The sequence below is a fragment of the Dictyobacter halimunensis genome (assembly GCF_036245075.1).
This window is the reverse complement of sequence record NZ_BSRI01000001.1, coordinates 3,103,342-3,121,927: the sequence shown is the minus strand read 5'-3', so window position 1 is coordinate 3,121,927 and position 18,586 is coordinate 3,103,342. Positions and strand designations below refer to the sequence as shown.

The window sequence follows — 18,586 nt, the reverse complement described above, 5'->3', positions numbered from 1 at the left end:
GGCTCGTTACAGCTGGGGGCATGCTAGCCGCTTGTGGAGGAAGAAGCCCTTCTTCGAATATGATGTCGGTGAAGGTAAGCGGTGCTCCCAAAGTCAATCCCAGGTCAGCAAGCTATCAAAGCTGGCTGGAAGTTGTGACCCGGTTTGAGAAGGCACATCCACAGTACAACATCGTTGGTGATAGCTACCAGTTCGATCCGACGACCTTCTATCCAATGTTTGCGGCCGGACAGGCGGATGATGCGATCAATACCTACTTTACCGAGTCTCAGTATATGATTGAGCATCACATCGCCGCTGATATCCAGGCTGATTTCGATACCACCCCGTTCAAAGATATTTTTTCCCCCGACGTTCGCCAGGTGGTTTCTGGCCCCAACGGGCACATGTACGGCTTGCCGGCGAACGCCTATGTGCTCGGGTTGATCTACAACCGTGCGCTCTTTACGAAGGCGGGTCTGGACCCGAGCAAGCCACCCACGAACTGGGATGATTTCCGCGCCTATGCCAGACGCATTGCCGAGAAAACAGGCGTCTCTGGCTTTGTGGAAAACGCCGCCGGCAACCAGGGTGGTTGGCACTTTATCAACTGGCTCTATAGCACCGGCGGAGTCGTGGAACTCTATGCAGGGACACAGGCAACGGCGGCCTTTCATAGTGCACAAGGGGTGGCAGTCCTGCGCATGCTGCAGCAGATGCGCTTCACCGACAAATCAATGCAGATGCAAACGGCTACCTTCCAGCAGGGTGATATCACCAATGCCGTTGCGACCGGCAAGGCTGGCATGTGCATCGGGGCAGGGGATTCATGGGGGAGTCTCTATAGTGGAAAAGGCTCCCTCGATTTCCTGGGTCTGGGCCCGATGCCACAAAACAACGGTCAGCACGGCGCTCTGGGCGGTGGCGGCCTCTGGGTGATCAATAGCAAGTCAACAGCCAATGCGATCAGGGGAGCTGTGCTCTATACCTCGTACCGATCCTTCGATCTGCACAGCTACGAGGATCAGCTCAAAGCACAGGTCGCGCAGAACAAACCGGTTGGTATCCCCGGTGCCAACCTGTTCACGGGCAGCTACGCCAGGCAGTATGATGCGATTACGAGAAAATATGCGAATCTGCCACTGCAAAATTATGCGGCGTATGCCCAATCTTCTGTTCCCCTGGTGCCTGAACCACGCCTGCACGCTCAAGATCTTTACAGTGAACTGGATGCTGTTATGCAAGCCATATTCACCGATCCCAACGCTGATCCCGAAAATCTTCTGAAGAATACGGCCAGTTCGTTCCAGTCCCGTTATCTGACGACAGCATCGTAGTCAGCAGCAACTTCCGTGAAAGGCGAATTTGCTCCTCATGGCAGAGACATTCTCTCCACGGAGCTTTCTGCATCGAGGCAGATTACAGTTCATTTGGAGGGCACTGTGACCAGATACCATGATACACCAGGCACTATATACGCGGTGAACTCAGCAAAATCTCAGGGCCGTCTTCAGGCGAGTCGCAATTACCAGAAGCGCACGCTCATAGAAAATATGTTTGGCTGGGTCTGGCTGCTTCCAGCAGTCCTCTTTTTCTCACTGTTTACCATGGTTCCAATCGTCAAAGCCTTTACCTTTGCGTTTCAATACAATGACCTGATCAATCCATCCCGCTGGGTCGGCTGGAGCAACTTCACGTATGTGCTGGCTGATCCACAGTTCTGGACGGCCTGGAAAAATAGTGCCTTTTACATGCTCTACGCGCTGATCTTTGGCTATTGCGTACCAATTATTCTCGCCATTATTGTTAACGAACTACGCAGGGGTTCCAGCGTCTTCCGCCTCTTTTTTTACTTACCAGCCTTTGTGCCGCCAGTCGCGGCGGCGATTCTCTGGAAGTGGATCTACCTGCCCGATGGAGGTCTCGCGAACACCATCCTCGAAGCTCTCCACATTGTGCCGCAACCTTTCCTGAACTCCACAACGATGGCGTTACCCTCTCTGGTCATCTACAGTACCTGGGCAGGATTTGGAGGCTCGCTCCTGCTCTATACCGCGGCCTTACGGGGTGTCTCAGTGGAACTGTATGACGCGGCCGAGATTGACGGTGCTGGTATTCTCCAGCGCATCTGGCATGTGACATTCCCACAGATCCGTTTCCTGATGCTCATTATGCTCATTGCGCAAATCCTGGGCACGATGCAGGTCTTCAATGAGCCGTTCCTGTTTACCAGCGGTGGACCCGCTTACGCTACGACGACAGTGGTGTTGCAGATCTACAATTACGCCTTCCGGGAAGGGGACTTTGGCGCGGCCAGTGCGCTTTCCCTGATTTTGTTTGTGGTGCTGGCTATGCTCTCCATGTATTATCTCTACTTGATGCGCGCCAGCCTGGGATTGGTCAAAGGTCGCCCCACCCATAGATATGTGCCCCGGGAGTAAAGAAAGGTTGCTGAACTACATGGCTGCTCTTCCCGATTTGATTGGTACGCCAGGACGTCGGCGTGGTGGTTCACCAGGACGCACCCGGGAATCACAGGTGCGTACGTTGATCTCGCCGATAGAGATGCGCAATCCGAAAGTACGTATCGTCTACTACATACTGTTCGCGTTCATGCTTTGCGTGCTCTTGAGTACCGCATTCCCACTCTACTGGCTTTTTACCGGATCGTTGAAACAGCCGCTCGAAATGGCGCAGATACCCCCGACCTTCTGGCCTCTCCATCCAACATGGCAGGGAATACAGGATGCCCTGACACAAATAGACTGGCCGCGGGCCTTTTTCAATACGGTATTCCTGTCGGTTGGCAGCTGGGTGCTGGGCACGCTGGTCTCCACGACGGCTGCCTACTCTTTTTCGCGGCTGCGGCCGAGGTTTGGCAATCTGCTCTTATTCCTATTTATGTGTACGTTGATGGTTCCCAGCATTGCTCTGTTCATTACGCAATACGCCACTATCCTCGATGTCCCAATCTTCCATTGGAATCTCATTGGCACACCTTTCGCGCTCTGGTTTCCAGGGGCGTTCAACGCCATGAGTATTTTTATTTACAAATTGTTTATGGATACTATTCCGACAGATTTAGTTGAGGCCGCTCGCCTGGATGGGGCCAGGCACTGGACGATTTTCTGGCGCATCTGCCTGCCACTGATCAAGCCTGCTCTAGTCGTCGGGTTGATCTTCTCATTTATCGCTGATTGGAATGGGTTTCTCTGGCCATTACTTACCCTCAGTCGATCAGGATGGGAACCGATCGGCCTGGCACTCTATCAGTACCAACTCAGCGATACGACATTGGTTGATCAGATTGCCGCCGCCTCCCTGGCCTCTCTCGTGCCATTCATTCTCGTTGCCATCTTCCAGAATCAAATTATCAAAAGCAATGCCGCGTTCGCAGGCATGAAAGGCTAAGTCTACTGACTTTGTAGCATGTGGGAAACCTCTGTCATCAACAGGAGGACGTCTTCCATGGACATCTCTCGCTTTTTCAGGATGCTCGCCAGACTCCGCTTCCCCAGGTTCATTGGCGACGCGGCGCAAGGGTTGTGCCTTACCTCGCCTATCAATAACACACCAGCAGATACAGTAGCCACAGCCACACTCACGCTCAACGCAATAGCCCCCGGAAACCTTTTTGAGTCAGGACAACAGATGGCCCTGATGCAGTCCGTTCAGGACACAAGTGGGCAGGGTGGAACGTACACGCTCAGCCTCACGGTTCAGGACGCCTATGGCACAACCGTTGCCCGATACACCGACCACGTGGTACTGACACCCAATGGCACCTTTGCTCGTCAGGTCATGATCGACACCCAAAAACTGGGCTGGTACAACGCGACAGCCATGCTCCAGTCAGCGAGCACCGTAGTAGCCACCGCAAGCAGTTCGCTGGCGCTTCTGCCTCCACCGGTCAACAGACCGGAGCCAGCGTCTCCCTGGGGCATCGGCGGAGGCGGGGCCTGGCTCGGTATCCGCTTCGATGAAAACGGGGCCGCCAGGAGCTTTCAACGCATGTACAAAGCGGGCATCGCATGGAGTCGCGAAGAATTGTTCTGGAATAATCTTGAGCCGAGCCAGGGCACGTGGAACTGGGCGGCCTTCGATGCATCCATGCTTCAAGCCCGCGAACACCACGTACTTATGATGGGCCTGCTCGATTACTGGGCATCATGGTCTATCCCAGAGGGCTGGAATAGCCGGACAGACACCATCGATTGGCAGACAGCGCTAGCAAACTTCACTCATTTCTGCTACCAGGTCGTCAACCGCTATAAACCAGGAGGCGTGCTCGCCCGGCAAATGGGCTGGACCGATGGCTATGGTATTCACTACTGGGAAATCTGGAACGAGCCAACCACCTCCCAATACTGGCGATCGGACGGCACACATTATGGTTTGCTTCTCAAGGCGGCGAAAGATGGAATCAAACGAGCCGACCCCGATGCGTTCCTGATTGGCTCCAATGGGGGCACTGATTTTGATCAGCAGGCAATCCAGGTGGCGGGGATCACATCCTACGACGCGATAGCTATCCACATTTACGCCTCGCGAGATACAACGCCCGAGGCAACTAACTACGTGAAGATCATCCAGTCCATGCGCTCGTTCCTCAATGAGAACGGCGGCCAGCACGTAGAGATATGGCTCACCGAAACAGGCTGGGACCTTCTACAGGGTGTTAGCGCCTGGGATCAGGCCAACTTCATTGTCCGGGCACAGATTGCCTCGGTGGCGGCCGGTGTGGCGAGAAGCTTCATTTTTACACTCCAATATGCTGGCGAAGGTTGGGGCCTCATGACCGACAACGGCGAGCCGCGGCTCTCTTACACGGCCTACGCCACGCTTACTGATCAGTTCCGTGGCTTGCAGCCGGCAGGGGAAGAGCCAATGGGGGCCGCTCTGCGCGCGTACATCTATGCAGGCGACGACCGCGTCGTGGGAGCCGTCTGGAGTGTTGCTCAAACAGGCACGCTTGAGATGGACGTTGAGCACGAAGAGATCGAGGTCTATGACCTGATGAACACCCTCGTCGGGAGAGCATGCAATGGCCATCTGACCGTCGACCTCACGGGAAGTCCACGGTTCCTGCGCAGCAGGACCGCATCCGCCGCCAGGCTGGGTCAGATCATCCGTGAGGGCAAGGTCATCGGGATCGTACCACCGGGCATCGACATCGCCACGATCCATCCAGCAGACGAATAAACCCTTGCCTCAGCGGCGGGCACATAGAAGGATGACGTCAGCCTGCATCGTCACGGTGATCATCGGTAAAACGGAAAGGGAGGCCACCAATGATCTGTGAGCTAAGCATGGTAGGGCACCACTTCTCCTCGATGTATTTCACCACCAGGTCCGTCCCGGTGAAATGATCGACCTTTGGGTTTGCACGATGGTCATACATCGTATCAGTTAAATCGCGTAATAAGTAGACTTGCTTCAGCTTCCCAGCGTTTTTCATGGCAACGAGGGTATTGATAGAAAAGGAGCGGGTATGAAGGATGCACATGTTGGCATGGACACCCATGACGATCACGTTCTCAATGTTTTTCAACTTGAACAGGTTATAGATTTCTTGGATAGTATCACTCACCGCATCCTTCTCCTCATCAACAATGATGGCGGCATGTTCGCGTGTCCAGGGGGTCCCTTGAACACAATAAGGGGTATCATCACACCCCCCATCCGAATCATCTATCGGCAAATCCACACCATGAACCTGCAGGCCATCAAGAGGTTGGAAAGGCGCCCTCTCTGCATTATGGCGAGCGCCAGAATCCTTATAGTATTCCATCGTATCGCTAGGTGCATGAATGATAAGCGCGCCTTTTGCGCGGGCATATGTGATGACTTCATTGACAGCTGGAGCTAACTCCCCAACTCTTTTTGTTGCCCCTTTGCACCAATGCTGATCCCAAATGTCAGTAAGAATCAGTGCGTAGCTGCCATCAATTGGTTTAAAATCGACCATAGCAATTCTGCCTTTCTACTTCTGAGGATAGCATTCCCCTCTTGCTTTATTCTGCCTGCTTCTTTCTCCTAAGGAAATACGCTCTAAGTGGACACGGGACCCGTTGAGCCCCGGATGATCAGCTCGGGAGTAAACGAATGATGAGCGACACTGCCGGCATCATCTGCCTTTTCGAGACGCTCGATCAAGCACTCGACCGCGACGCGTAGCATCTCTTGCAAAGGTTGGCGAATCGTGGTCAATGGCGGTTGAGCGATCTCGGCAAACACGATGTCGTCAAAACCAATGATGGAGCAGGCGGATGGGATAGAGAGCCCGACATCATGCGCTCCCGCGTAGGCACCTAATGCGTAGAGGTCGTTCATGCCAATGATAGCTGTGGGAGGATTTTCCCGACTGAGCATCTCGCGTGCGCCCATGCGGCCTAACGCTGCCCCTTCAATATCACCAAAGGAGGTATCGGATGCTGCTTCCCAGATCAGATGCGGATCAAATGGAATGCCGGCGTTTTCCAGCGCCTCGCGATACCCTTTCAGACGATCAATGCGGCTCACTGTACGGATGGAACCGGAGAGGAGACTGATACGTCGGTGACCCAGCGCGATAAGGTGCTCTGTTGCCAGGCGTCCCGCCAGCACATTATCGATGCTGACACTATCAACATCGAAGGAATCATCCTGCAGAGTATGGCGATCGAAGGTAATGGTATGTAAGCCACGCTCTACCAGGCTGAACAGGTGTGTCAATGAAAGTGATGATGAGCCAAAAATAATCGCCCGGATACCCTGAGCCCACATATCCTCTGCGTAGGATTGCTCACGCGTTAGATTACGCTCACTGTTACATAACAACACACGGAACCCATGCCGCAATGCCGTCTCTTCGGCTGCACTGGCAAAGGCCCCCCAGAAGGGATTGGCTACGGACGGGACAATGAGACCGATAATAGGTACATACCCGGTCTTTAACTGACGAGCCACCAGGCTGGGCGTATATCCCAGTTGCTTAATGGCACGTTGAATACGTTCAACCGTCTCCTTTCCCATACGTTCAAGCCGCCCATTGAGAACATTGGAGACGCTTGAAGGTGAGACTCCTGCCAGGCGAGCAACATCCTGAATTGTCACCTCACGGGAGGACCTCTTTCTCTCTTTTACCATGCAATTATCCTTTTGCTAAATCGATATACTAACTCCATACAACCAGGTTATAATGTGGAATCCAGGCGCTTTTAGCCTTGAAAAGTGTATCGATTTAGTGTAACCTTGCACTAAGACTAGTACAGATTAGATTGATTGTCAACTATTCCCTTTGCAGGAGAATCAGGACCGAATATCGGTGTAATGGGAGAGAAATACATTCTTCAATAAGCATCAATGATAATATCTACCGACACATACAGAGGAGAAGCAATGAGCACTTCACAGATCACCTTTACTGTGTTCACGAAACCCTGGAAAACGCCGCTTCCACAGTTGGGAACGTTCCTCCAGCAACTGGGGTTCAATGGGGTTGAGCTACCAGTCAGGCCAGGCTACCAGGTAACACCGGAAAACAGACATACGAGTCTTCCAGAAGCTGCCCATATTTTAGCTGATTGTAATCTCACCATCAACAGTATCGCTGGTCCGACAGATGAAGCCATGATCGCGCTTTGCGCGGAGTTGAAAATCCCCGTTATCCGTATCTGCCTGGATATCCCAAAAGAGACAAATTATCTTGCCTACGAGGAACATCTGCAGCGTGAATTTGATGCGCTGGTACCGCTGCTTGATAGATATGGGGTGACACTGGGCATCCAGAATCACAATGGACGCTATGTTGCCAATGCCATGAGCATTCGTCATCTTATCGAGAAATATGAGAGGAAACATATTGCAGCCGTGCTCGATCCTGCTCATTGCGCCCTGAATGGAGAGATCCCCGAACTGGCGCTGGATATCGTCTGGTCACATCTTTGTATGGTGAACCTGAAGAACGTGCTCTGGCAACGAACAAACGGACCTGAAGCACCGGCCGCGGCCTACACGCAATACTGGACGAGTGGGCGACAAGGTCTAGCTTCCTGGGAATGTGTCACAACAGAGCTCAAACGACGGAACTATAGCGGTCCTATCTGCCTGACCGCCGAATATAGCGACGAAGCGGCGGTGGATCGTTTGATCGCGGAAGATATTGCCTATGCGAAATCTCTGTTTGCATAACTCTACATCTACGTAGGGGCACAAAAAGAGATCCCCTGTTCCTATTTCCTCTGACCCTCTGTAAAAAGCAAGAAGGAAGTATATATGTCCGAGCAGTTTACCGGGAAAGAAAAGGTACGCATCGCCGTCATTGGGGCGGGAAAGCTAGCCAATCAGGTCCATTATCCCTCTCTGGCATCATTTGACGACGTTGAGATCGTTGGCATCTGCGATCTGGATGAGCAGCGGCTCCATGCGACGGCTGACACCTACCACATTCAGAATCGCTATACCAACTATCAGAGCATGATTGAATCCTGCACGCCCGATGGAGTCTATGCGATCGGCCAACCACATATCATGTTTGACATCTGGCTCTGGTGTTTACAGCAAGGCCAGAATCTCTACATTGAAAAGCCGATGGGCATCACCTGGCATCAGGCACAGTTATTGAGTTATCTGGCCGAGCACAAGGGCGTCATGACGCAGGTCAGCCACCAGCGCCGGAGCAGTCCATTGCTGGTCAAGATGCGCGAGGAGTGCCTGAAGCAGGGGCCGATTACCCATGCGGTGTGCGAGTTTTATAAGTATGCACAGGAGCCCTTTTTCAATGCACGGGACCATATGCTCGATGATTGCACGCATGCTATCGATACCGTCCGCTCTATGTGCGGAGGAGAAGTCGTTGGCATCGAAAGCCATTGTAAACGTATAGGGGTTCCCGATATTAACTGGATCGGCGCCCAACTCCACTTCGATAATGGGTCAACAGGCTTTGTCATCAATAGCTGGAGCAGTGGCAAACGCGTGTTCAGGGTGCAGATGCACACGCCCGGCGTCTTTGTAGATGCTGATCTGGAGGGAAAAGCGCAGCTCTATCAACATGGGGATATCGATGGGAAAGAATATAGCGCCCGGGAAGTAGCCGGGGGAGATCAATTGTTTATCTACGGTGGCTTCCGCGCAAAAAGCCGCGAGTTTATAGACTCGCTGAAATATGGAAAGGAGGTGACGACTTCGCCATTTCGTGACTGCCTTAAGACTATGGAGGTCGCCGAAAAAATTCTGGCGCGTGCCTTGCAGGCAGGAGAATAAAGACCGCATATTTGTCGTGGCCTACGCTTTGTAGAAATCGTCCACGTAAATACCGTACCTCGACGTTGAGAAATCGAAGGGGTCTGCTCTGGCCCTTAATTCTGCCAAAAAGAAAGAAAAGACACATGGATGTTACATTTAAAGATCAGGTCGTTTTAGTTACCGGCGGTGCATCAGGCATTGGCCGTGGCATAGCAGAAGCATTCGGACACTATGGAGCCTCTGTGGCGCTGACCTATTTTACCAGTGACACAGACGCCGCAGAGGTCACAGCGACCATTGAGCAAGGAGGCGGCAAAGCCCTCGCTCTCCATGCTGACCTGACACAGGAAGCCGAAGTAGAACGTGTCGTAGCGGCAACGATAGAGCGTTTTGGCAAGATCGATGTTCTCATCGCCAATAGTGGGGGCATCCTGCAACGTGCCAAAGTCAAAGACTGTTCGCTGGAGTTGTGGAATCAAGCGATCGCCGTGAATCTCACAAGTACGTTCTTATGCTGCCGGGCGGTGCTGCCACATATGGAGCGTGCAAAACAGGGCGTCATCATCACGATCAGCTCGCTTGCCGCTCACGATGGTGGTGGAGCGGGAGCCGCGCACTATGCGGCGACAAAAGGCGGTATCCTGACCTTTACCCGGTCGCTGGCGAAAGAAGTCGGTCCACAGGGGATCCGCGTCAATGGCATTGCGCCGGGCCTGATCGCAACGCGTTTCCATGATCGCTTTAGTACGCCAGAGGGGCGGCAGGCCGCGGTGAATCGCACGCCGCTGGGTCGAGAGGGCTTACCGGAGGATGTGGCTGGCGCAGCCCTGTTTCTGGCATCACCGTGGTCGACATTTATTGCTGGCGAGACCATAGAAGTTAATGGCGGACAGGGGGTTTTTTAAGTATGCAACATCAACAGGATCTCAATAAACAGGTAGTGCTGGTGGCAGGAGCAAGTAGCGGTATGGGGAAGGCCACGGCCATGGCAGCAGCGGAAGCAGGCGCGCACGTAGTGCTTGCCGCACGTGATGCTGCGGCGCTTGAGCAAATCGCGACCTCCATCAAACAAAAGGGGGGATCAGCCCTTGCGGTCGCGACAGATATGCTGAAGCGGGATGAGATAGATCACCTGCTAGAGACGGCCTTGCAGACCTACGGTCGCATTACCACCGTCGTCTACTCGGTCGGCACCAATCTTCCCCGCCGCACCATTGATGAGCTGACCGCTGAGAGCTGGGCGAACATGATGGCAATCAATGTAACGACTGCGTTTCATCTGACGCAGGCCATCGTCCCCATTTTTCGGAAGCAGGAGGGAGGGCTACTGATCTACATCTCCTCATCCTCCGCGAAAAAGCCCGATCGTTCAGGCATCTCCTACCAGGCGGGCAAGGCCGGGATCGTCGGACTTGCGCATGGCACTATGGAGGAGGAGCGCGAGCATGGCGTACGCACGACGGTTATTTTTCCGGGTCTGACCGATACGCCGATGGTGTTGAAGCGGCCAGCACCAACGCCCCCCGAGGTGATGGCTCGTGCGCTGCAGCCAGAGGATGTTGCGGACGCATGCCTTTTCGTGATGAGCCTGCCTCCACGTGCTCATGTACCCGAACTGACGCTGTATCCAAGCCGCCTCTAAGGACCACGCTTTATGCAAAATACATCATCACAGACACTTCCAAGGATAGCCGTATTACTCACGCCCGAGCGGCGCAGGCAGATGCTTTCAGCACACGCCGAGGATCAGCTTGCATCCATTGCCACAGTAACGTCCCATCAGCAGGAAACGCTGGGGCCCTCGGATCTGCCGACATTGCTCGATGGAGCGGTTGCTTGCATAACAGGATGGGGAACGCCTCCACTCGATGAGCCTCTTCTGCGTGCTCATCCACAACTGCGTCTGGTAGCCCATACGGCTGGAAGTATTCGCCATCTCGTCTCGCAATCTGCCATGGAACAGGGATTGCGCGTCTCACATGCAGCCGCCATCATCGCCGATGCAGTGGCGGAACTGGTCATTGCGCAAGCTCTCCTCTGTTTACGTCAGCTCCATCAAATCCATCAAGGCATGCAGGATGGACGCACATGGATGGAGCTACGTGATGCCTATCCGGGGCGCTTGCTCGGCAACAGGACGGTCGGCGTCGTGGGCACGGGCCGGGTTGGACGCGCTGTCGTCCATCTGCTGCTGGCCTTTGGCTGCCGGGTGCTGGCCTATGATCCGTTGCTCACCAAAGAGCAGGCAACCGGGATGAATGTTACAGCACTGCCGCTTGATGAACTGATGCGCCAGGCTGAGATCGTCACTCTGCATGCTCCTGTGCTGCCTGAAACGATCGGCATGATTGGCAAAACACAGCTGGCATTGCTCCGTAATGGAGCAATTTTACTCAATGACGCACGCGCGCCGCTGGTCGATGAGGAGGCCCTCTGGCATGAATTAAGCAATGGCCGTATTGTCGCGGCACTCGACGTTTTTAGCACGGAACCATTGCCACCCGATAGCCCGCTGCGAACGTTGCCCAATGTTATCCTCTCACCGCACACCGCCGGCCATACGATCGATACCCACGAACGCCAGGGACAGGCCATGGTCGATGAGGTGCGGCACTTCCTCCTGGGAGAAACCCTGCGCTACGAGATCACTCCTGCGCTATTCGCCACGCTGGCTTAATAGCTCAGCGGCATGGTTCATATTCACGTTGAACGATGCCGCTGAGGAATGTTCGCTTTTCTCCTGTCACCGTGCAAGGTCATGCAGGATCTCGGCCGTGGTAGTGATCGTCGCGAAGGTACCATGCAGATTATTCAAGCTCATGGTATGCACCTCTTCAGCGGCATGGAGTACCCCATCATATCCAACCCGGTCAAAGGTCGCGGTACCATCGGCGACCACATACGTTTTGAAGTCCAGATCCCCAGCCATGCGCGAGGTCGTCTCCACACACCCATTGGTCATAAACCCGGTTATAAAGAGGGTCGTAATCCCCGCGCTGCGCAGGCGCTGCTCAAAATCCGTCCCCATAAAGCCACTATGCATCCTTTTGGGAATGACCGGCTCCCCTGCCAGCGGGCGCACCATATCTCGAATCTCGGCAGCTGCGGTACCCGCTTTGAAAAGGGAGTCCGGGTGCTGCTCAAGATGTTGAAAATAAAAAACAGGCCGCTGTGTTTCCCTCCAGGCATGCAGGAGTATGGCAATATTCTGTTCCGCGTCTGGATTATTCCGGCGTCCCCATTTGGGATGATCCCAGACGTTTTGCACATCAATCAAAACCAGTGCCGCGTTTTGAGGTATCGTAACCATGTTCTCTCTCTTGTCCTTCCAATGATACATGAGACACAACCCGTGGAGGTAACCATAGTAAACACTGAAGCTGCTCAGAGAGGGTCACCGGCTCAGCGATGGAGGCGCTCCATAGCGTTTTCCCCACACACGCCGGAACTGCCGCACATCTCCAAAGCCGCTTTTAGCTGCGATGGTCTCTAAAGAGAGCGCGGTATCACGTACCAGGTGCGAGGCTACCTCTAGCCGTAGGAGCAACTGATACTGGTGGGGCGTAATACCTGTCGCCGCTTTGAATGCACGAGCTAGAGAGCGCTCGCTCGTCTGGCCTACACTGGCCAGGTCAGCCAGTGTGGCTGGCTCGCTGACATGTTCAGCTAACCAGTCCTGCACTTTGTGAATACAGGGATCAAGATGGGAGCGATATTCCAGATAGACGCTCACCTGCCTCTCCTGGCCGCTGCGACGGAAGTAGACTACCAGTTGTCGGGCGATATCGGCCGCGATGCGCGGTCCACAGTCCTGTTCAAGCAACCAGAGGGCCATGTCGATGCCAGATGTCACCCCTGCGCTGGTGATGATGCCATGATCATGCACATACAACACATCATCGAGTACATGGGAGGTCGGGTAGCAGGACTGGAGGTCTGCGGTAAACTCCCAGTGGGTGGTACAGCGCCGCCGGTGCAGCAATCCCGCCTCGCCCAGAATAGCGGTACCTGAACAGATAGACGCGATCTGTGCCCCGGCTCGATAGCTGTCCTGGAGCCAGCGCCTGGTCGCATCATCGAGCAAAGCACGATTATGACTGGGCGCTGCGCCTGTGCCTGGCACCAGGATAAGCGAGCTCCCATCAACGGCTGGGAGCGGCTGCAGATGTGCCAGGGAGAGTTGTTGGGCCGAACGGATCTCTTCAGATGCCGCGCAAAAAGCCAGGCGATATGGCAACCCCAACACCCGGACGGCGGTGTCAAAGACCTGCACCGGCCCCGCAAGGTCGAGCAACTGGACCCCTGGCAAGATGAGCACGATCACAGAACGCTGCTTGCCCTGTTTTACTTCCACGGATATTCCTTTCATGCCATAAGTATGCCTCACGCTATCGCCGCATACCAGGGACGATCAAGCCAGAATACGGACAAATCCAGCCATTTGATCTTTTCCCCGAATGTGAGCCAGATCCATAGTTTGACATCCTCCCCACGGCTCAAGCCAGGGGATTCCCGCAATCACTTGCGGGGTTTCCTGCTTCGCTGAGTCTTGCCGGATTTGGTTTTCACCGCCCCCGGTCTTACGGACTCTCCACAGGCATTGAGGACCGTGAGCCCCACGGACCTTATATTCTTTGCTGCATTGCTATCTCTGTCATGATGGACGCCACATTTTGGACACGTCCAGTGGCGTACATCGAGTGTGAGGGCTTCGTAGATATATCCACAGTCGAAACAGCGTTTACTGGAGGGGTACCATTTGTCAATTTTGACCAGATTTCGACCATACCAGTCTGCTTTGTATTCCAACAGGGTGACAAATTGCCCCCAGCCCACGTCCGAGATGGCTTTACTCAAGCTTGGGTTCTTGACCATGTTCTTGACCAAAAGGCTCTCCACGCAGATCGTTTGGTTTTCACGGATCAGTCGTGTGGAGAGCTTGTGCAGAAAGTCAGAACGTCGGTCACCAATCCGGGCGTGTATTCTGGCTACCTCGCGCTGCGCCTTCTCTCGATTCTTCGATCCCTTTTTCTTCTTCGCATGGCGGCGTTGGGCCTTCGCCAGTTTCTTCTCGTCCTGCTGAAAGAAGCGAGGGTTGCCAACGACCTCACCATCGGAAAGGGCGACAAAGGATTTCAGGCCCAAGTCGGCACCGATGGCGGTTTCACAGGGCATCAGATGAGCAATGTCCTCTTCGATCAAAAGACTGACGAAATAGCGATCTACGGCATCTTTGCTGACGGTGACACTGGAAGGGGCGACTCCCTCTGGCAAGGGGCGCGACCACACAATAGCCAGTGGTTCTTGCATCTTCGCCAGCGTGAGAACCCCATGGCGAAAGGTGAAGGCGCTTGATGTGTAGGTCGCAGATTGTTTGTTCCGTTTCTTTTTGAACCTGGGGTACTTCCCACGACCTTCAAAGAAGGTGATAAATGCCTTATCGAGATGGCGCAAGGCCTGTTGAACGGGAACGCTGGACACGTCATTCAACCAGCGATAGTCATCCTGTTTTTTCAGGTCAGTCAACATGGAGGAAAGATCTTTATAGTATAGGCGCGTGTGCTCTTTGTAGAAGGCGTCCGTTTTGAGGTGCAAAGCCCAATTGTAGGTAAAGCGTACACAGCCAAACGTCCGAGCAAGGATCTGTTTTTGCTCGTCGGTTGGGTAGCATCTGAACTTGTAGGCACGTTTCTGTGTACTCATGCTTTACATTGTAGCATATACTGTGTAAGAATTCAACAGTGCCATACCTCCATCGCGCCACCAGAAGGAACGCGCCTTCTATCACCACGGCTGAAGCCAGGAGTTTTACGGCGCGGTTTGATAAAAAGTGGGTCAAGCTCACTCACCTCATGCTTTTTATTGCATGAGGTGAGTCCTCACGTCATTTGCCTCTGCTAAGGAGATGCCAAAGCCTGAAAGGAGGATTTAGAAGAACACGCACGACTCCACATCGTTCCGCCATCGCGAGGGCGCATCGAGGTGATGTTGGGTGCGCCTGTCCAGCCGAGAGATGCCAGGTAAATGCGGCCCGATACCTCTTTCTCAGCTATCGGGTAAGGCATTGATATCACGCTCGACAAATGACTGGCAGAAGTTAAAATCGGATTCCCAGTTTGATCGCATGGGTTGGGTCGCGATAGATGGCAAGAAACGCCGCAGCCGCGTCGTCAAAATTAACCACAGGATCGACAATGCCGTCTGAAATGAGGCGTTTCTGACAAAATAGCTCAATGAGGGTTCGTGAAATACGCTCGTTATCCCAGAGCGGGTAGTCACGCAAGGGATTGTCCCAGACGGGCATACTCCCGATTAATTCCAGCCGATTATGATGCCATTCCGCTCCTAATTCCAGCTCGGTATCCCGTCCTTTGTAATATCCCAGCGTCACAATGCGCGCGCAATTGCGCACAGCCCGCATCGCTCCACTCAGTGCCTTGTAATTACCACTGGCTTCAATCGCGATATCCGCTCCCTGACCCAGCACTTTGCGTATCTCCATGCCTGCATCGCATTGCGTCGGATCAAACGTCAAATCCGCACCATACCGTTCAGCTAGCAGACGGCGTTTCTCAATTGGATCAACGGCGATCACATGTAGACATCCGCTCAATTTCAGCATCTGCACCACGAAAAGACCAATCGCTCCCAGCCCAAAGACGACTGCCACATCCCCAAGACGTGCTCTGGCATCGCGTACCGCAACGAATGCATACAGGGCGGGATCGAGACAGACGGCATCTTGTGGCGTCATCGGTTCATACAAAGGCTCTACATCAGATTCCGCCTTTGTCACCAGCTCCCAGGCGGGCCCATAGCAATAGACACGGTCGCCCGCTTTGAATTTCGTGACAGCTGACCCGACCTCGATAACACGCCCCACTGCGGTATTGCCCACCGATGAGCGGCGCGCTGATTCCCTTGCACGCTCCTGCTCACTCGTCGGGACAAAAAGCCGAAGCCCGGCATCAAATCGCTTCTCGGCATGGGGCGATTGCCCACTAAAGAGATGAAACTCTGTCCCATGCTTCACCGCAGCGAACTCTGTTTGAATCCGTACCTGGTTTGCCTGCAACTCTGCTTCCTGCTCTTCCAGGACCACGACACTCTCCGGCTTATCAACATAAAGGCCTTTAAACATGTTCTCTCCTTCTTTGAAAATCTGCGGGTAACATCAGTCGGTACTCGGACACAGAAAACAAGCCGCCCACCTTCTCTTTGAGCGGCTACAACATCAAAACAGGGCGCCGAGAGAAATACGCTTACATATACACGTCACCATCCATGATTCATGCACACCTCAATAATATCCTCTCAACGCTATCTGCCAACTTCATACCAGGTTCCCTCAGCAGCATTCACACCAGAAGGAACTTATAGCTATACAAAACGGATCTTAGTCGTTGATCTCGATGAGACAACCTTCATTCGCTCGTAACACAAAATTGGTTAGCTCGACCTGATCGTTGCGATCCAGGAAGGTTGACAATACAACATTCCCCTGCCTGGCATGGTCGAGATGGAGCTGCTGCTCCTGACTGGAACAGTTTAATGCCACAAGATACCGCTTGCCTTCTTGCTCCCTGATATATACAAAGCAGTCATCAGGCACTCCATCCAGGGATGTGTAGCTGCCCGTGGTGAGTGCCGGGATGGATTGTCGGAGTGACAACAACTTTTTTACGAGGGCAAGGTAGGAACGCTCATCATGTTGCTCCATCTGTACGTTCACATGCTGATAATCCTGGGACAATGGCAGCCAGCTCGTAACGCCGGGTTGGGTAAAACCTGCTCCAGGTTGGCTATTCCATTGCATTGGTGATCTCTGGGGATCTCGACTATGCTGAGGATTATCCTTTCCCTGGGGATCATGCATCATTTCCGGCGGTACAACGACGTCTTGCATGCCCAGTTCGTCCCCGTAGTACCATGTTGGCGTTCCTCGCAGGGTCAGCAGCAGCATGTGCGCGATGCGTGCCTGCTCTTTTCCAATACGACTGGCGATACGGGAGCGGTCATGATTCCCTAACACCCAGTTCGGCCACGCTCCTTCTGGCAGTGCCTTTTCGTACAAATCTACACAGGCGCGAATAGTACTGGCGCTCCAGGCCGCGAGCTCGATGAATTGGAAATTAAATGGCAGATGAACCTCGTCTAAAGACTGCCCATAGTAATGCATCAACTGTGGCACCGGCAGATAGATCTCGCCAATAAACACGCGTTCGTCATAACGGTCTACGAGAGATCGCATCTCTTTGATAACATCATGCACTTCAGGCTGATTCTCGGTGTAGCGACCTTCCTGTCTTGCATAGGGTGGATCACCAGGCTTCCATCCCGGTCGGTTTGGATTATCCCGGAACTGGGCGTCTTTGATCATCATCCATATGACGTCCACGCGAAAACCATCGACACCCCGATCCAGCCAGAAACGCAGCACATCGTACATCGCTGCTCTCACTTCTGGATTTCTCCAATTGAGGTCCGGCTGCTTGACATCAAACATGTGCAGATAGTATTGTCCACTGCCCTCATCAAATTGCCACGCGGAACCACCAAAAAAGCTCGTCCAGTTGTTGGGTGGACCACCATCAGCCGCTGGATCACGCCAGATATACCAGTCGCGTTTGCTGCTTTCCCGGCTTGAGCGGGATTCGACAAACCAGTCATGCTCATCAGATGTATGATTGGGGACAAAATCTACAATGATTTTTATGTTGCGCCGATGGGCTTCATGCAGGAGGGCATCAAAATCCTTCAAGGTGCCAAACAGTGGATCGATATCAATATAGTTAGCTATATCATACCCAAAATCTGCCATTGGCGATGGATACACTGGCGATAGCCATATTGCATCAATCCCCAGCCATTCTAAATAATCGAGCCGTTGCGTAATTCCTGCCAGATCTCCAACACCATCTCCGTTACTATCCATAAAGCTACGAGGATATATCTGATAAACAACTCCAGTCTGCCACCATTTATGAATTTGTGCCATAAACATTTACCCCTAGTAAATACCTTTGAACAAGGATTAAGTATCCATTAACAGGTTCTATCCAGGTTGATACACCTGTGATAGGTCCATAGGACCACCCACATCGCATTCTCCATTGATGTGATTCTATTTATCTTACAATATTGTCATCCATAGTGCTCTGTCAACATTAATTTCAGTATCCTGGTACCAGCCATGATACTAAAAAGTCTTTCATTTAATTTCTCTCTGATATTCATAGCATTGACATTCGTAAGCAAATGCTTTTGAGATAAACATTGACATACTCAAGTGAACATTCTATAATTCATAAGAGAAACGCTAAAATTTAGCCGTAAGCGCGTAACGTTAGCCACCGCATTTTGACTGTTTGATGTTTCA

Annotated in this window: 16 protein-coding genes; 9 read left to right on the top strand and 7 right to left on the bottom strand. The window is 53.1% G+C overall.

Annotation, left to right across the window (positions count from 1 at the left end):
• Nucleotides 1-59: 59 nt before the first annotated feature.
• The 4 genes from AABA21_RS12780 to AABA21_RS12765 all read left to right on the top strand — a co-directional run bounded on the left by AABA21_RS12780 (nucleotide 60) and on the right by AABA21_RS12765 (nucleotide 5,181).
• Nucleotides 60-1,316 (top strand): ABC transporter substrate-binding protein, encoded by a 1,257-nt coding sequence (locus tag AABA21_RS12780; protein ID WP_338250483.1) that lies wholly within the window; start codon nucleotides 60-62, stop codon nucleotides 1,314-1,316.
• A gap of 105 nt (nucleotides 1,317-1,421) precedes the next feature.
• On the top strand, nucleotides 1,422-2,420 hold the full coding sequence (locus AABA21_RS12775; protein WP_338250481.1) for a carbohydrate ABC transporter permease: 999 nt from the start codon (nucleotides 1,422-1,424) through the stop codon (nucleotides 2,418-2,420).
• 19 nt (nucleotides 2,421-2,439) lie between these two features.
• Entirely contained in the window at nucleotides 2,440-3,390 is a 951-nt protein-coding gene (locus AABA21_RS12770; RefSeq protein ID WP_338250479.1) for a carbohydrate ABC transporter permease, read from the top strand.
• A 57-nt stretch (nucleotides 3,391-3,447) separates the two neighbouring features.
• Complete coding sequence (locus tag AABA21_RS12765; RefSeq protein ID WP_338250476.1) at nucleotides 3,448-5,181, top strand: hypothetical protein; 1,734 nt, start codon at nucleotides 3,448-3,450, stop codon at nucleotides 5,179-5,181.
• A 37-nt stretch (nucleotides 5,182-5,218) separates the two neighbouring features.
• Here AABA21_RS12765 and AABA21_RS12760 read toward each other — a convergent pair whose 3' ends face one another.
• Together AABA21_RS12760 and AABA21_RS12755 are read right to left on the bottom strand one after the other, a co-directional pair.
• Nucleotides 5,219-5,947 carry a hypothetical protein gene (locus AABA21_RS12760; RefSeq protein ID WP_338250473.1) on the bottom strand — a complete coding sequence of 243 codons (729 nt, stop codon included), beginning with the start codon at nucleotides 5,945-5,947 and terminating at the stop codon, nucleotides 5,219-5,221.
• Between the two features lie 83 nt (nucleotides 5,948-6,030).
• A complete protein-coding gene (locus AABA21_RS12755) occupies nucleotides 6,031-7,107 on the bottom strand; it encodes a LacI family DNA-binding transcriptional regulator (RefSeq protein WP_338250470.1) in 1,077 nt (358 codons plus the stop codon).
• Between the two features lie 252 nt (nucleotides 7,108-7,359).
• Between AABA21_RS12755 and AABA21_RS12750 the strand changes: the two genes are divergently transcribed.
• The 5 genes from AABA21_RS12750 to AABA21_RS12730 all read left to right on the top strand — a co-directional run bounded on the left by AABA21_RS12750 (nucleotide 7,360) and on the right by AABA21_RS12730 (nucleotide 11,884).
• Entirely contained in the window at nucleotides 7,360-8,151 is a 792-nt protein-coding gene (locus AABA21_RS12750; RefSeq protein WP_338250467.1) for a sugar phosphate isomerase/epimerase family protein, read from the top strand.
• Nucleotides 8,152-8,235: 84 nt separating this feature from the next.
• On the top strand, nucleotides 8,236-9,225 hold the full coding sequence (locus AABA21_RS12745) for a Gfo/Idh/MocA family protein (RefSeq protein WP_338250466.1): 990 nt from the start codon (nucleotides 8,236-8,238) through the stop codon (nucleotides 9,223-9,225).
• Nucleotides 9,226-9,350: 125 nt separating this feature from the next.
• Complete coding sequence (locus tag AABA21_RS12740) at nucleotides 9,351-10,112, top strand: SDR family NAD(P)-dependent oxidoreductase (protein ID WP_338250464.1); 762 nt, start codon at nucleotides 9,351-9,353, stop codon at nucleotides 10,110-10,112.
• A gap of 2 nt (nucleotides 10,113-10,114) precedes the next feature.
• Nucleotides 10,115-10,849: an SDR family oxidoreductase gene (locus AABA21_RS12735; RefSeq protein WP_338250462.1), complete on the top strand. Its 735-nt coding sequence runs from the start codon at nucleotides 10,115-10,117 to the stop codon at nucleotides 10,847-10,849.
• Between the two features lie 12 nt (nucleotides 10,850-10,861).
• On the top strand, nucleotides 10,862-11,884 hold the full coding sequence (locus tag AABA21_RS12730) for a hydroxyacid dehydrogenase (protein WP_338250460.1): 1,023 nt from the start codon (nucleotides 10,862-10,864) through the stop codon (nucleotides 11,882-11,884).
• Nucleotides 11,885-11,950: 66 nt separating this feature from the next.
• On the opposite strand, the gene AABA21_RS12725 is transcribed toward AABA21_RS12730, so the two are convergent.
• The 5 genes from AABA21_RS12725 to AABA21_RS12705 form a co-directional block, all read right to left on the bottom strand.
• On the bottom strand, nucleotides 11,951-12,517 hold the full coding sequence (locus AABA21_RS12725; RefSeq protein WP_338250458.1) for a cysteine hydrolase family protein: 567 nt from the start codon (nucleotides 12,515-12,517) through the stop codon (nucleotides 11,951-11,953).
• An 84-nt stretch (nucleotides 12,518-12,601) separates the two neighbouring features.
• The gene (locus tag AABA21_RS12720) at nucleotides 12,602-13,561 is read right to left on the bottom strand and encodes a GlxA family transcriptional regulator (protein WP_338250456.1); all 960 of its coding nucleotides are present in this window, start codon (nucleotides 13,559-13,561) and stop codon (nucleotides 12,602-12,604) included.
• A 164-nt stretch (nucleotides 13,562-13,725) separates the two neighbouring features.
• The gene (locus AABA21_RS12715) at nucleotides 13,726-14,910 is read right to left on the bottom strand and encodes an RNA-guided endonuclease InsQ/TnpB family protein (RefSeq protein ID WP_338250454.1); all 1,185 of its coding nucleotides are present in this window, start codon (nucleotides 14,908-14,910) and stop codon (nucleotides 13,726-13,728) included.
• Between the two features lie 394 nt (nucleotides 14,911-15,304).
• Nucleotides 15,305-16,348 carry a zinc-binding dehydrogenase gene (locus AABA21_RS12710; RefSeq protein WP_338250452.1) on the bottom strand — a complete coding sequence of 348 codons (1,044 nt, stop codon included), beginning with the start codon at nucleotides 16,346-16,348 and terminating at the stop codon, nucleotides 15,305-15,307.
• Nucleotides 16,349-16,603: 255 nt separating this feature from the next.
• Nucleotides 16,604-18,205: an alpha-amylase family glycosyl hydrolase gene (locus tag AABA21_RS12705; RefSeq protein WP_338250450.1), complete on the bottom strand. Its 1,602-nt coding sequence runs from the start codon at nucleotides 18,203-18,205 to the stop codon at nucleotides 16,604-16,606.
• Nucleotides 18,206-18,586: the final 381 nt, after the last annotated feature.